We start from the raw sequence: 13,994 nt of genomic DNA, 5'->3' as shown, positions 1-13,994 counted from the left end.
ACTCGAAACCATCAAAATCGCCATCGACCTCGACTATAGGCAGTTCCAGAAGCGTCATTCGAATGGTGTGAAAGCATGATGGAAGCGAGACTGTACTGGAAAACCAGTAACCCCAAGGTTCTGGAAGCGATGCGGGCCGAAGCGGAGCGTTGGAAGGCTTTCGTCGCCCAAATGCATGAGTTCAACAGGGAATATGGTGTACACGCGGTGCATGGCCGCAACCCGTTTGACGGCTCCTATATCTGCATCGGCATCAAAGGCGACCCGTCCAAACTACCAGGGCAGTGGCGCAAACCCGACCGTGCTAACGAGATCATCCGTCCCTACCGGAATGACAAGGTAAGCCGCGGACTGATCGAGCAACTGAACTATGAGACCGGGCGTCTGCCGGGAATGCCGCGAGCGGTGTCCGAAGGCGAATTGAAGATCACGAATCGTTTCACTGTCGCGTTCCAGGCGAACGGTATCGCCTGGGCGACTACCGGTATCGGACGACCGACGTTCGACGGTGAGCTTCCAGTGGACACGACAGTCTGGGAGCCGGTTTCCGAAGCCGAATATTTGCAGGCCGTACAGGAAAAGGAAGATAACAATGGGGAAGACTGAGCAGATCAAGTTGAAGGCAGCGAAATTCTGGGATGCACATCCCGGTTTGGACAATCGGATCATGGAGAAAGCCTTCGATAGCATGCATCACGGACGCCGATTCAGTATCGAGGATATTGCGCGTGAGATCATCGACAGTCGAGCGTTCCTCGACGGATTGTCCGCCTACCAGTTGGCTCACAACTACGGAACATTGGGTTGGTGAGCGTCTATGGCTGATAAGGGTTCACCGTTCAACCCGCAGCAGGAGTCGGCGGCGATGGTCATTCGCGCCATGCAGATGCGACTCTGGGGTTTGGCTTCGGATTCCGCGACCATCGGATACTGCTGGGATAGTACACCACCGTTCCTGCGCGACGAATACGTGCAGATGATCGATGCGGCCATGAAGGCCGTCAACTATACGCCCGAACAGTTAAAAGGCAAGAAAGCTCCGGTTATCGTGCAACGCGAACCAAAGAAAAAGGACTGACTTCCAGCGTTGGGATGAGCCATATATAGGAGTGGTCATCCCAACGCTTTTCTTTTGGCTCTGGTAAACCACTAACCTTCACGCAAAAGCCTGTTATAAACCATCATCGGCTTTTTACATGGTGCGGTCAACGCCTATCCGAACAGAAACGTAAAAGGATGCAAGCTATGAGTTGGGATGAGAGTAAACACCCGCGTAAAAAAGGAAAATTCACTAATAAAACCGGGGGGGGGCTGGGATTCCAAACTTGTTGCCTCCCGATGAAGACATATCAGATCAGTACGGCGATGAGCAAACTGAGTCTGCCAACATAGAGGATTTGATAGCCAGATTCAAAGAGCATCCTTATTACTTTTCAGATGACGAAGAAATGCTGATAGCCAACGAGGATGATCCATCCAACCTAAACGAATTGGAATCCTTAAACCATGTAGGAATTGATCAGATACTGGCGCGCAACCCGAACTATTCGGAAAACCGTTTACAGCATCTAATGGATCGGCAACAAGGTGATGGCAGACGCTACATCATTCAAAGGAACATTTGTAAACGACCGAACCTATCCCCCGAAATGCTCAATCAATGTCTACATTGGGCAAACACTCCTGCCGATATATATAGCGACCGTGACACAAAATGTTCCGTGGCTTTAGCTAATAACCCGAATATTTCCCCGGAAGTAGTCAATCTGATTGCGAAGAAGGATCGTGATAAGCCACTGGTCCAGTGGGCTGCGTTGGAAAATCAATCTGCTGATCCGAATACAATCTGTTGTGCTTTGGAAAATCTCGGATATAATCCGAAAGCTTGCAGAACAGCTCTGCAACATAAGAATGCTGACAGGTTGGTTGTACGATCGATAATCGAGTCCCATCCGGTAAAAGAAGTCGTATCCGAAGCATTCAGTCATCCGGCTTTGGATATGAAGGATGTTGCCGATTGGCGTAGGTCAAACTATCCAGATTTCGCTGCATGGGGCGCGGCCTCCAGACCGGATATAACCCCGTCGCTTGCTGACGATTTAAACAAGAATGGTGGCGAACTTGCTCGCCAAGGTCTTGCGGAGAATCCGCATACGCCAAAGGATCTTCTTGATTCCTATGCTGACGGGAATGATTATGAAGTGGCAGTATCTTTGGCGGATAATCCCAATATTGGAGATGATCGGGCTGTGAAGATTCTTGACCGATACCACAATGATCATCTTCTCTGCGCGCATTTGATTGAGAATGGGCACTTATCTAAATCGGTAATCGACCGGGCTGATAAGTTCGTTTCTCGTGACGACAATTACATGTGGTAGTTTTTGCTCTGTAAACCGTCTTCGTAGTTATCGGAGACGGTTTACAGAGCTTTTTATTTGATGGTCAGCGGTAACCGTCCCATGTGGGGGAGGGGAAGAGCATTGGTTCCAGTTCGGCCCATTCCTCGTTCAGGTCGATGGCCGGTTTGCGTAGCCATCGTAGTTGGACGCCGTCCATGATTTCCAACGCTTTGCGGACGGTTGGCCGGACGTCTTCGAACGAGTCGAAGACCGATGGAATCTTCCAGTCGAACCCGGAATAGTACTTCCAGATTCCTTCCTGTCGTCCGGCGAACTCGTCGTGCAGCGGGTGGTTCGGGTTGAACGATTCGACCTGCAGGATGGAGAACATTTGCACCAGCATGCGGCGACGGGAGTTGTGTCTTACAAGGAACCGCAGGTAGGAGGGGAGGCGCAGGTTGCCTTCCTCGGAACCGGGTTCGCCGGATTTCTGGAAGTCCTCGACGTTGCCGGTGGCGTTGTAGTTTTCGAGGTAGATGATCGACAGCAGGTTATCCTTGCTGCCGACATACCTGAGTACGCCCTGCTTGGTGACGCCTACCTCGTCGGCCACGTCCTGTACGGATATGCCGTTGTATCCGCGTTCGGAGATGAGCCGGACTGCGGCGTCGAGGATTTCACGGCGTCGTTCCTCCGGTGGTTTGCGGGTACGTTTTGGCTTCGGTTGCGGCGTGGGCATGGGGGATAGTTTAGCTCGGGTTAGTGCCTGGATTTGGGATTGGCTGTCGGTTGGTTGATGGTGGTTTTCCTTGTTCGGCGTGTCTTCAAACCATCTACGGTATACTGAAAGTGTCCACACAGAAAGGGTGCGAAAGCCACCCGAACCCCTGAAACAACAGGGGTTCACAGAGCAAAAGGAGAGAACCATGAGCAGCAGCGTATGCATCGAACTCGAAAACATCACCGGCGACACCAAAGACGGTGCATGGACAATCCCCGGAACCCGCAGAACCTGGATCTACCCCGAGGACATCAACGACTTCGAGGAAGCCCTCATCAACGCCGGATGCAGCCAAACCGATGAGGACAGCGACAGCAGCGAATACACGGTGCAGGTCAGCCAGCGCGGGGAAAGCCCTTATGAAGCGCTCCGTAACAGGTTGAAGGAAAGCGGTTACGGAGCGCTCCTGCCTCCTCTGCCCGCCGGCTTCGAGCAGGCCGACTGCACCATAACGCTGTACTACTGACCGCAGCTAATAAACAGTAAAGGAGAGAGACGAAATGACTGATATCAAGAACTTCCGAATCACGTTCCTTAACCATCTGATCGAGAACATGCTCACCGAGATCAAATCGCTCGACCTGAGCTATCGCATTGATACCGAGGACGGGCCGGAGTACGAGGAACTACCGACCGAAGACGCGCAGTGGATCATCCAGAACGGGACTCTGCTCGCCGCTGAAGACCTAGCCGATCCCACCGAAATGATTTCCGACCGATACCCGTGCTCCCTGTATTCCTTCGAGGTACCCGAACCGTCCAAATATGCCGCCTATCAGGATAAGGATTACAACAAGGTCGTCATCATCCTTGTTCGCGCTTGGAGCGTATTCGACTTCATGCGCGACTGGGTGAAAATCGATCCTGTAGACGACTGACCTAACGCATTAACTCGTTGCGGCGGATATGTCCAATCCGCCGCAACGTTTCAACCTATAAACCTTTAACCAACAAAAACGGAGAAGAACGATCATGAGCAACGAGTACAAGAACCTTCCCAAGCTGACGCCAGCGCAATGGGATTTTCTGTTGGAACATCGCAACGATCCCGAGACAAATGAACTCGGCTATGAAAACCGCATCTATGTGCGCAACCAGAAGATGAGCGACGCACTGTACGCGGTAGGCGCCGTCAAAACCTGCTCTTATTGCAGGGTGAAGCTCACCGAACGCGGAAAGGAACTCGCCAATCAGCTCATTGACATCGTCAGAAACGGCGGTAAGACGCCTCTCGGTGTCCGCCGCATTCTCGCGGCTCGCGTCCCGGAGGTCATGCTCGATGATCCCGACAAGGAGATTTCCGGAATCGCTTTACAGAATGTCGATAGTCTCGACCGAGCCCATATCGAGAAGATCATTAAGGAGGACACTGTCGCATCGCGGATGCTGGTGGCGGGATTGGTGTCCGAAGAGGATCTTGACCTTTTTGAGGATGAAACCGACCCGCAGGTCGTCGACGTGCTGGAACATCACCATAAGGGCTGGGTTCGCGCTCATTCCGAGCAGCTGTTCGAGTCCATGAACCCGGCCAATCATCGACTGGTTCTTTTCTACGGCGACCGGGAGGATAAGGAACTGGTCCACCGGATTGTAGAAGCAGGATTCTGCGACTCTATCCTTTGGTCAATGTATGTCAATGATGAGCTTGAACTATCCGAACAGGAGATCAGGTCGATGCTCTGGCGAGGAAACGGACGGTTCGTATGGGATTTCCTTGCCAGAGGTAATCAGCTCAAACCATTCCAAGCCAAGTATCTGAACGACGAACTGGTCGACCACTGGGTCGATGAAGGAGGATTCGAGGTAATCCAGGCCCTCGTTCAGTCCAAGTTTGCAAGCGAATATTTGAATGAGCAGCGAATCAACCGGATTCTGAACCGTCATATCGCGGACGAATTATTCGCCGTCCAGTATGGGCTGCTTAACGACGCCCAGTTCGACTGGCTCCTTGAGAACGGCACTCCGCGGATCGCGGATAAGCTCTTCGCGTCTGCATCCACCCGCCGATGGAGCGACCATGAAATCCGTGTACTCATGGACAAGACCGGAGAAGACTCCTGCTTCCATCTGATCATGCACCGTCTTTTCCGGGAACTCGGCGAGCGCTTCGAGAATCCGGAAGGCGACGTTGTTCGCAACCTGATGTCCGCCGCCCTATCATGGGATAAAGAATGAACTTAACCGACTTTGAAAACCGTCTTACCGATTATGGCGGCTGGCCTGTGTTGGCCGCCTGGGTTGGCGGCAGCTATGCGCATGGTTTGGCCGACAAACACAGTGATATTGATTTGCGTTTGATTGCCGCGCCGACTCGTGCGGAAATCCTGTTGGGCCGAGCGGACTGGATTCAGTCCACTCATGAACCGGATGTTACGGTCATGACACCACTCGCATTCCTCAACCAAGTATTGAACGGCGCGCCAAATATCCTGGAAACACTCGCCTTGCCGGATGAATGCCTACTCGTGGACGAGAGTCTGGTCGACCAGTTCATGCCGTTGGCTTCCAGTCTGACCGTCCGTCGAACCGTAGAAGGCGCTCTTGGCAATGCGCGCGCTAACCTGCGCCAGTTGGAACGACGTACTGATTTATCCGAGCGCAAACGGTGCAAGCCGACTTCCAGAGTTCTTGTTCCCGTCGCTTGCGGATTTATCCGAGCGCAAACGGTGCAAGCTGCTCGCCGAAACCATGCGTCTCATTCACACGGTTGAATATGTAGCTGACACTCATGCGCAACATGGATGGCCTGCATGTATTGACCCGTGTTGGTAGGCGCAAGCCCGGTCCTTCAGGGCCGGGTTAGCCGTCCGGGTTTCAGTCTGGTCTTCTTTGGTTCCGGATGTAGGTTTTCAATGTTTCCAGGGTTGTTCCTCCGCTGCTTGCGGCGTAGTAGCTGGGGCTCCAGAGGTGGTTGTGGTGGGTTTTGAGCTTGTATTGTTTGCGTAGGAGCCGGCTGGATACGCCTTTGAGGCTGTTGACGAGTGTGCTGACGGGGAGTTTGGGCGGGTATTCGACGAGGAGGTGGACGTGGTCGTCTTCGCCGTTGAATTCGATGAGCCGCGCGTCAAGGTCGTGGCAGACGTTTCGCATGATGGTTTCCATGCTGGTGAGGATGGTATCGTCGAACACGTTCCGCCGGTATTTGGTGACGAAGACCAAATGGACCTGGAGATCGGTGACGCATGTCCTGCCGTGTCTGAGCTGGTCGTTTTCTGTCATAGACCAAGAGTATACTCTGTTATATACGGAAAACACGCACACGTTTTCCCGATGGACATGAAAGGAGGCGGACGGTGAGCCAGAAATACCGGATACGGGCGGTCAAGTTCGACGGGGCCGCCGTCTACCTCGGCCTGTCCCCGTCCGGCAACCCCATGTGGACGAGGAACCCCATGCGGGTCATGGAGCATTTCGCCTCATGCTGGCAGGCCGTGTTCAACGGGATGCGCGCCTACCGTGAGGAATGGGAGTTCAAGGACGGGGTCAAGGTCGGCTCCCACCCGTTGGGCTCGCACACGGACCAGCCCATGGCCTCGACCGTCGGCCAGATGCGCGAACGCATGCCCTGGCTGGCATCCTGCCCCACCCTGCTCCTGCATTCCGCGATCCGGCACGAGAACATCGACTGGTATGCGGGACTGAAACGCAAGAAGAAGCTCGGCGGCCCCGTGCCCGGACTGCGCAGGCGCAACCGGTGCGAACCCATGTTCATGATGTTCGCCCGCAACGGCAAGGACATCGCGGTCAGATACCGTGTCGTGAACCGTCGCAGCGGGTGCGTGGAATTCAACGGCATGACCCCCAAGGACCAGCGCAAACCCGGCGACAAGGCCCATTGGCGTATCCGCATCTTCATCCGCCTGTCCGAACCGGTACGCGAATTCACCAAGATCATCGTCCACCCGTCGAGGAACACCATCGTGTTCGTCAACCCCGTCATCGCACGGCACGGCATCCCCGACCAGCGGGACACGATCGGCGCGGACCGCGGATGCAAGGTCACCATGGCCCTGTCCGACGGACGGATGCTGAAAATCCCCCAACCCTCGAAACGGGAACGCCGCCGCCTCGTCCACCTGCAACGCAGGATGAGCCGCATGGACCTCCAGAACAAGGCCAACGGCATGCGCTCCGTACGAGACAGCCGCCGACGCGAGAAACTACGCGCGGAGAAAAACCGACTCGAAACCCACATCCGCAACAGGAAACACGACTGGATCGAACAACAGACCACCAGTCTCGTCCTCACCAGCAACCGCATCGCCCTGGAGGCGTTGGACGTCAAACGCATGACCCGCCGCGCCAAACCCAAACCCGACCCCAATCACCCGGGCCAGTACCTGCACAACGGGCGCAAGGCCAAAAGCGGGCTGAACCAAAGCATCCTATCCAACAACTGGGGCGAGATCCGCCAACGACTCACCCAGAAAGCCAGCCTCTACGACACCATCGTGAAGGAGGTGAACCCAGCCTACACGTCGCAAACCTGCTCGCAATGCCACTACAAGGATCGGAACAACCGCAAGAGCCAAGCCCTGTTCCACTGCCTCAACTGCGGCTACACCGACAACGCAGACCACAATGCGGGCGCCAACATACGCGACGAAGCCTTCAACACCCCGGACGAGGGGTCCAGACGCGGAGGCATCCACAGGACGCAACCGGGACGCATGTCCCCACCGTCGCCCGAGGAGCCGATGAAACGTCGATCACAGGCAACCTCCAACGGACCAAAAACCCGTTGAAAGACCCTGAATCCCGGCCGTTTACGGCCGGGAGAACGTCAAAGGTATACGAAGGAACTACGAGCTATCCGACGGAACGGAATCCCGGTCGAAATAGTGCAGACAGCGCTGGAACAGGCCACCAGCAAAGCGGAGTCCGATCCACTGCCAGTACGATCGGAGAAGACCCGCAGCGAAGCCACGACAGTAGTCATCGGGCTCTACTCGAAAATCGTCGAAGGCAACTATCCAGGCGTCGGCAACCAGACCGTACTCCGCAAACTCGTAGACTTCACCAACCAGCACACCCGATAAAAGGAACACTCTGAGAGATGAAAGGCAAACTGCAGAAAGCCGCTTGTATTGCCGGCATAATCATCGCCGCAATCGTTCTCGCCGACCTCAACCTTCCACAAGACGTCACGCCAAACATTCCCGGCCGCGAGCCAGTAACAACCGAGGAAACAATATCGATGCGCTCGCAGGATCACCCCACTTCCGAGAAGGTATTGGAGAGCTGAATCATGGTAGCCAAGGCAGTTAAAGCACCAGATCTCGGATACGACCGTTGGATACTCGTAGACGACGAAACCGGCGAAATCTTGGACGACGCACAGGGATACGGATACAAGAGCGCTTCGGGAGCCCATCGCGCATACGCATACAAGACCATGCCAAATGCGAAGAAGAAAAAGCTCGACACTACCAAACGGCGAGTCCAACAATTCTGGAGAAAACATTCCAGTCTCGCCGACGACATCAACGCCTTAGCGTTTGATACGCTGAAATGCGGGGAAGAGTTCTCGGACTCGGATATCATACAAGCCATCGAGGAATCCGGTGTCGATACCGGCGACCTTACACCGAAACAGCTGGCCAAATACTTCTAAACAGGGGAGGTGACCTTGACTGTCAAAGACCCGCTAGGAGACCATTTCAAGGCGTTCGAAGCCATCGAAGAGCGAACCATCGACAGCTCCTATGCGGCCATTCGTGTGGACGGACGTGCCTTCCACACGCTGACGAAATCAATGGAGAAGCCCTTCGATTTCAGGTTCGTCCAAGCCATGAACGCCGCGGCCAGAGCCGCCGCTAACGCTTACCACAATGTTGCGTTCGCCTATGTGCAATCGGATGAGATCAGCTTTATCCTCTACAGGGGCAGCACTGGATACCCGTTCAACGGACGCACTCAGAAGCTGATTACGCTGGCAGCTTCCGCCGCTTCCGCGGCATTTGCCGTGTCGTTGGAACGTGTTGATCTGGAAAGTCCGCCGATTTTTGATGGCCGTATCATCTCGTTGGACAGTGCGATAGAGGTTGAGAATTATCTGAGCTGGCGTCGTCTGGACTGTATGAAAAATGCCGTCAGCTCCTGCTGTAATGCCCTGTTCACTCAGGAGGAATTGCATGGTCGGACGACTCGTGAACGGCAGGAAATGCTGCAGGGTACGGTTTTCGAGCACATTGATGATGGGCTTTTCTATGGCCGGTTCGTTTGCCGTGAGGTATTCGAGAAGACAGGGCCTGGCGGAGAGATTGCACAGAGGCATCGGTGGATTGTGATTCCGGGGGATAGGAAACATGCCGGGTCACTGATTGCCGGACTTCCAAGCGTTTGATTGGGGCGGATGGTTTTTCACCCGTTTTTCGGCGTGTCTTGTTGTCAAATAGAATATACTGAAAATGTCCACACAGAATAGAGCTTAAGCAAGGAGAGAGAAAAATGCGCAAGCCCTTCAAAACACTCATCGCCCTAACCCTCGCCGGAATCCTCAGCCTTACCAGCTGCACCGCCCCCACCTATGACAACTCTGGCGCGAACAACCAGCCCCACGATCTGAGCAGTATCCTCGGTCAGGCCAAGGAAGGGCTCAACGAGTATAAGAACAGCCTCGAAAACAGCAACGAGGACTCCGATGGTCAGAACACCAGCAACGGCACCGTTCCCGACTGGAACATCACCGACTACCCCGACTACTACTCGGTTACCGGGAAAGCAGACTTCACGAATGCCAACATTCCCACCACTCCCAGCGTCATCAACTCACAGCTCGACCAGTACGGACGCGCCGGACAAGCGGTCGGACTCATCGACAAGCAGATGCGCGACGCAGGCAGTGATCGAAGCCGTGACATGCCCGACGACATTGCCGGCTGGCCCAGCCCGAACCCGAAAGTCACCATCGACCTCGGCAGCGGCAAGCATTATCGAGGCTACCTGTTCAACCGGTCCCATTTGATCGCCAAGTCCCTCGGCGGCGAGGACAGTGTCGAAAACATGGTCACCGGTACGCGAACGCAGAATGTCGGCAAGAACCAGCCCGCCGGTGGCATGGCTTATACGGAAACCGAAGCCCGCGACTGGCTTGACCAGAATCCGACCGGCACGATCACTTACGTGGCAACCCCGGTGTATGAGGGTTCCGAACTCCTGCCGCGTTACGTGACGGTGGATATCAAGACTTCAGATGGTTCGATCGACCAGCATGTCATCGTCTGGAACACCGCCAACGGATTCGACATCGACTACCAGCGTGGCGGCGTCCGCTAAACGAAAACTACCAGCCGGCGGCACTTGGAATGTCGTCGGCTGGTAAAAGCTGTCCACACAAAACGGAGCACCTGATAAAACAGGAGAAGAACAATGCACTATCTAGGAATCGCAATCGCACCCAACGAGGAAGCCATCGCACAGGTCGTCGCGCCTTTCGACATGAATCTGGCAGTCGAACCGCACCTAGTAGAAGACCGTGAGGAATGGCTGGACGACTACCGTTCCGACGCGCAGGCAGACCTGCGTGCAATCGAAAACGACAACAGGGAACCCTATCTTGGCTTGGACAAGCAGGAACTGGAGCATCGTCTCACCTTGTCCGACGACGAGCTCGCCGCACTCGTGATTCCCGAACGAACCAAGCAGGGATACAAGTATGACGAGAACAGCAACCGACTTGACCGGTATAACGAAGACGGATATTGGGATTGGTGGGTTGTCGGCGGCCGTTGGGAGGCTGATTTCCAGAAGATTCAGGGAATCCCGGCTGCCGAGTATGCGACTCTGTTGGAGTCTGATTCCACCATGCCGCTCCCGAATTCCGTAGCATACGTCGGTTGGGATGAGGAGCCCGTCTGGGAGGATCGCTCCGGCTGGCTGCATGCTGACGAAAAGACTCATGACGAGTGGCTGCATCGTGTCATCGAAATCCTCAAGGATGCCGGCGACGGTGAATTCGTCTACTTCATCGACTTCCACGAGTAAGCATTATCGTTAGCGGGAGCCGCCGAACGTATTGACACACGGCGGCTCACCATTCTCTTAAGTTCAGGAGCTTTCAAAGCGTTGACCAGTAGCGAAGAACCCAACGAGTTCATTCCCAAAACCGAAACCGGAAACAATGTTCGGGACCTGTTCACATGGGTCGTCATCCCCATTGCGATAGTCCTCATCATCCGTATCTTCCTGCTCGGCTTCTACATCGTCCCGTCCGGCAGCATGCTGGACACCATCCAACTCAGGGATCGCGTCATCGCGGTCAAAATCGAGAAACCGAAACGCGGAGACATCGTCGTGTTCAGGGATCCAGGCGGCTGGTTGAGTGCGTCCGAGGGGGAGGATTTGATCAAGCGCGTCATCGGATTACCGGGGGATACCGTGGAATGCGCGGGGAACGGTCAACCGGTGAAGGTGAACGGCGTCGCCCTAAACGAGTCCGCGTACTTGAAACCTGGCGTCACCCCATCCGATGTGGCTTTCAGTGTGAAGGTTAAGCCGGGCATGATGTGGGTGATGGGTGATAATCGTTCGAGCAGCGCGGATAGTCGTATGCATCAGACGGATGCGTATGGCGGCCAGGTGCCGTTGAGTCTGGTGCGTGGCGTGGCCCGGGTGACGTATTGGCCTGTTTCCCGTTGGGGTTTGATGGATTCTCATCCCGAGGTTTTCTCCAAGGTTCCGAACGTAAGCTCGTGACGCGCGCGAGGGTTTTTCTTTTAACCCTTTTCGAGATATACTGAGAACGTCCACACGTAAATATGTCGTCAGAAAAACCTCCGCCAACAACAGCAGGCGAAACCGACACATACTAAACCCGCATACACAAAAGGAGAGACCAGCCCACACATGGACCACTACATCTACACCCTCGAACGCCAAAACCCAGCCGACCCACGTTGGAAGCCCGACGACAACACCATCGCCGTCTGCACCTACAGCAAAAACAGGGCCAGCTACGACATCAAAATCCGACAGGACTTCCCCAGCGACGCCCTCGCCCCATACGCACACATGGCGAAAACACCAACCGGAGGCGTGATCCTCGCCGAACGCTACATCCTCCGCAAGGACGAAGACCCCAAAAACGCGCCGTTGGCAACCATCGACATCCACCCCTCCACCTCATTGGACACCCCATGGAAAGCCGACAGCAACCTCGCCCCATGGCTCTCCCGCGAGGAACGCAACGGCGTCATCCTCACGCTTTCACTCATCGCCGGCCATCTGAAGGAGATCGAACGCCGTGAGAGTAAGTGAAACCGAAATGCGCTACCTCAAGCGCAAAGCCCTTGGCAACAAGCTCCTAAACACGGCCCTATGGCTCGTGCTCCTCGGAGCGCTCTGCGGCATCGTGCCCAGCGCCATCGGCGTCATGGATCTGATGATCATCCGACTCTGGATGTTCGCCCCCATGGCGATCCTGCTCATCGTCTCCGTGATCATAGCCATCGTCGGCCTCATCATCCGAGTCTCCGCCGGTAAGAAACCAGCCAGCCTCGAAAAGCAACCGGCCGAAACCAGCGAAGCCCCAGACGCCAAGGAAGCGGGGACGCCGCGTCGCGGAAGGCGCGCCGCCACCACTTCAACCAAGAAAAACACCGAAACCAATACAGCCCGTAGGAGCGGGCCGAAGCACGGCCGTCACGGCCGACACTGAGAAAGGAACCCGAACATGGGTGCATCATTCAAAACCGAACCGGTAACCATCCGTCTGAAGCTCACCTGCAACCGTTGCCAGGCCGAATGGGTCGGCCCGAATCTGAAGTCCGGTGACGAGAAGGCTTACGACAAGGTCATCGCCAAGATCGTGGACCAGGGTTGGACGGTGTGGAAGAACCGTCAGACCACGTTCGTGTACTGTCCGGAGCATAAGCCGACCAGTCCGATGAAGCGCATTTACCCGCCGATCGAACCGCATGATCCGCGTAACGTGAGCGTGCGTGACCATTCCGCGTTCTGCGCCTGGTGTGGTTCCTGCAACTTCTGTTCCAAGGTTGTTTGGGATATGAAGGGCAAGCGTTACCTCGATCTGAAGGTCGGTGACACGTTCGAGTGTGACCGTTGCGGCCGGTTGAACAAGATCAAGAAGATCGAGAAGAGCGAGGACTGACCTATGTCGTATATGGAAGGCCGTAAGAGGCGTCTGGTCCTGACAGCCGTAGGAACTCTTATCACGGCCGTGTTCGTGGGCATTCTGCTAGGTATTGGATTCTATAAGGAGGCCAAGTGAGCGACAATCACGAAATCTGGTTAAGCATCAACGTCGGCGACACGGTTCCGAAGCATGATAAGGACGTCATCGCCTACGTGGAGACGATTCTCCTGTCGGATCAGCAGATCAAGGCGAGCTGTATTCCCGGCCCGTGTCTGCCGAACCCGAAGCTGGTGAAGCGTATCATCGCCTGTCTTGAAGCCGGGGCCGTCGCCTTGGATGGTCAGACCGGTGGTACGAAGGGCAGCAAGATTGTCCCGCAGGCGGTTTGGCTGTCCCGTTGCGACGTGCAACCGCATTTCACGGATAGTACGCCGATCATGTTCGATATCAACGGTGAGGGCGGCATGCTGTTCTCGGGCGCGTTCCATCAGAACCCGGATTTGTGCCGTGGTTTCGCTGAAGCGTTGCGCTTGTTGGAGACGGCCGTCAAAGCCCGCCGCTGACACTATTTCTTCTCTCTATATGGTTGTGCCCGGGCCCATCGCACGGGGGCACAACCATATCTGCTCACTTTTTACTTGGCTTGCTCAAACCATTCCCTCGTCGTACCATCACCAAGCGTCACCCTGCCCGTCTCGCCGCTCATGTGCTTGACGCGGTGGGCGATCTCCTCGTGGCGGCCGTGGACCATCGGGCGCTGGACCGGGCTGCCGAG

At 55.4% G+C, this 13,994-nt stretch carries 21 protein-coding genes; 19 read left to right on the top strand and 2 right to left on the bottom strand.

Translation table 11 applies throughout. From position 1 onward, the window contains the following. Nucleotides 1-75: 75 nt before the first annotated feature. The 4 genes from DF196_RS12735 (at nt 76) to DF196_RS13340 (ending at nt 2,381) form a co-directional block, all read left to right on the top strand. Nucleotides 76-606, top strand: a complete 531-nt coding sequence (locus DF196_RS12735) for a hypothetical protein (protein ID WP_109058177.1) — start codon at nt 76-78, stop codon at nt 604-606. Further along, nucleotides 593-811, top strand: coding sequence for a hypothetical protein (locus DF196_RS12730; protein WP_109058176.1), 219 nt, complete (start codon nt 593-595; stop codon nt 809-811). The genes DF196_RS12735 and DF196_RS12730 overlap by 14 nt, the downstream gene beginning before the upstream one ends. 6 nt (nt 812-817) lie before the next feature. After that, on the top strand, nt 818-1,078 hold the full coding sequence (locus tag DF196_RS12725; protein ID WP_109058175.1) for a hypothetical protein: 261 nt from the start codon (nt 818-820) through the stop codon (nt 1,076-1,078). A 247-nt stretch (nt 1,079-1,325) separates the two neighbouring features. Next, a complete protein-coding gene (locus DF196_RS13340; protein WP_146194766.1) occupies nt 1,326-2,381 on the top strand; it encodes a hypothetical protein in 1,056 nt (351 codons plus the stop codon). A gap of 64 nt (nt 2,382-2,445) precedes the next feature. On the opposite strand, the gene DF196_RS12715 is transcribed toward DF196_RS13340, so the two are convergent. Further along, on the bottom strand, nt 2,446-3,081 hold the full coding sequence (locus tag DF196_RS12715) for a TetR/AcrR family transcriptional regulator (RefSeq protein ID WP_109058173.1): 636 nt from the start codon (nt 3,079-3,081) through the stop codon (nt 2,446-2,448). A gap of 187 nt (nt 3,082-3,268) precedes the next feature. Between DF196_RS12715 and DF196_RS12710 the strand changes: the two genes are divergently transcribed. The 4 genes from DF196_RS12710 (at nt 3,269) to DF196_RS12695 (ending at nt 5,834) form a co-directional block, all read left to right on the top strand. Then, the gene (locus tag DF196_RS12710) at nt 3,269-3,589 is read left to right on the top strand and encodes a hypothetical protein (RefSeq protein WP_109058172.1); all 321 of its coding nucleotides are present in this window, start codon (nt 3,269-3,271) and stop codon (nt 3,587-3,589) included. A 34-nt stretch (nt 3,590-3,623) separates the two neighbouring features. Then, on the top strand, nt 3,624-4,001 hold the full coding sequence (locus tag DF196_RS12705; RefSeq protein WP_109058171.1) for a hypothetical protein: 378 nt from the start codon (nt 3,624-3,626) through the stop codon (nt 3,999-4,001). Between the two features lie 94 nt (nt 4,002-4,095). Further along, nucleotides 4,096-5,298, top strand: a complete 1,203-nt coding sequence (locus DF196_RS12700; RefSeq protein ID WP_109058170.1) for a hypothetical protein — start codon at nt 4,096-4,098, stop codon at nt 5,296-5,298. Continuing rightward, nucleotides 5,295-5,834, top strand: coding sequence for a nucleotidyltransferase domain-containing protein (locus tag DF196_RS12695; RefSeq protein WP_109058169.1), 540 nt, complete (start codon nt 5,295-5,297; stop codon nt 5,832-5,834). The genes DF196_RS12700 and DF196_RS12695 overlap by 4 nt, the downstream gene beginning before the upstream one ends. Before the next feature lie 103 nt (nt 5,835-5,937). Here DF196_RS12695 and tnpA read toward each other — a convergent pair whose 3' ends face one another. Then, entirely contained in the window at nt 5,938-6,342 is a 405-nt protein-coding gene (tnpA, locus tag DF196_RS12690) for an IS200/IS605 family transposase (protein ID WP_109058168.1), read from the bottom strand. A gap of 74 nt (nt 6,343-6,416) precedes the next feature. Between tnpA and DF196_RS12685 the strand changes: the two genes are divergently transcribed. From DF196_RS12685 to DF196_RS12630, 11 genes are all read left to right on the top strand, one after another. Further along, nucleotides 6,417-7,868, top strand: coding sequence for an RNA-guided endonuclease InsQ/TnpB family protein (locus DF196_RS12685; RefSeq protein WP_109058167.1), 1,452 nt, complete (start codon nt 6,417-6,419; stop codon nt 7,866-7,868). Between the two features lie 311 nt (nt 7,869-8,179). Then, the gene (locus DF196_RS12675; protein ID WP_109058165.1) at nt 8,180-8,368 is read left to right on the top strand and encodes a hypothetical protein; all 189 of its coding nucleotides are present in this window, start codon (nt 8,180-8,182) and stop codon (nt 8,366-8,368) included. A gap of 3 nt (nt 8,369-8,371) precedes the next feature. Further along, nucleotides 8,372-8,737: a hypothetical protein gene (locus DF196_RS12670; protein ID WP_109058164.1), complete on the top strand. Its 366-nt coding sequence runs from the start codon at nt 8,372-8,374 to the stop codon at nt 8,735-8,737. A gap of 15 nt (nt 8,738-8,752) precedes the next feature. Next, complete coding sequence (locus DF196_RS12665; protein WP_158276329.1) at nt 8,753-9,469, top strand: tRNA(His) guanylyltransferase Thg1 family protein; 717 nt, start codon at nt 8,753-8,755, stop codon at nt 9,467-9,469. 104 nt (nt 9,470-9,573) lie between these two features. After that, complete coding sequence (locus tag DF196_RS12660) at nt 9,574-10,401, top strand: DNA/RNA non-specific endonuclease (protein ID WP_109058162.1); 828 nt, start codon at nt 9,574-9,576, stop codon at nt 10,399-10,401. Nucleotides 10,402-10,494: 93 nt separating this feature from the next. Beyond that, a complete protein-coding gene (locus DF196_RS12655) occupies nt 10,495-11,109 on the top strand; it encodes a hypothetical protein (protein ID WP_109058161.1) in 615 nt (204 codons plus the stop codon). An 81-nt stretch (nt 11,110-11,190) separates the two neighbouring features. Next, on the top strand, nt 11,191-11,820 hold the full coding sequence (gene lepB / locus DF196_RS12650; protein ID WP_241519722.1) for a signal peptidase I: 630 nt from the start codon (nt 11,191-11,193) through the stop codon (nt 11,818-11,820). A gap of 150 nt (nt 11,821-11,970) precedes the next feature. Then, nucleotides 11,971-12,381: a hypothetical protein gene (locus DF196_RS12645; RefSeq protein WP_109058159.1), complete on the top strand. Its 411-nt coding sequence runs from the start codon at nt 11,971-11,973 to the stop codon at nt 12,379-12,381. Then, entirely contained in the window at nt 12,368-12,781 is a 414-nt protein-coding gene (locus DF196_RS12640) for an ABC transporter permease (protein WP_146194765.1), read from the top strand. Before DF196_RS12645 ends, DF196_RS12640 begins: the two co-directional genes overlap by 14 nt. Nucleotides 12,782-12,796: 15 nt before the next feature. Next, nucleotides 12,797-13,234, top strand: a complete 438-nt coding sequence (locus DF196_RS12635) for a hypothetical protein (protein WP_109058157.1) — start codon at nt 12,797-12,799, stop codon at nt 13,232-13,234. Between the two features lie 116 nt (nt 13,235-13,350). Continuing rightward, complete coding sequence (locus tag DF196_RS12630; protein ID WP_109058156.1) at nt 13,351-13,782, top strand: hypothetical protein; 432 nt, start codon at nt 13,351-13,353, stop codon at nt 13,780-13,782. Nucleotides 13,783-13,994: the final 212 nt, after the last annotated feature.

This window comes from Bifidobacterium callitrichidarum (assembly GCF_003129905.1).
GTDB lineage: Bacteria > Actinomycetota > Actinomycetes > Actinomycetales > Bifidobacteriaceae > Bifidobacterium > Bifidobacterium callitrichidarum.
Note: the sequence above shows the minus strand (reverse complement) of the source record. Positions and strands in the feature narration are given on the sequence as shown.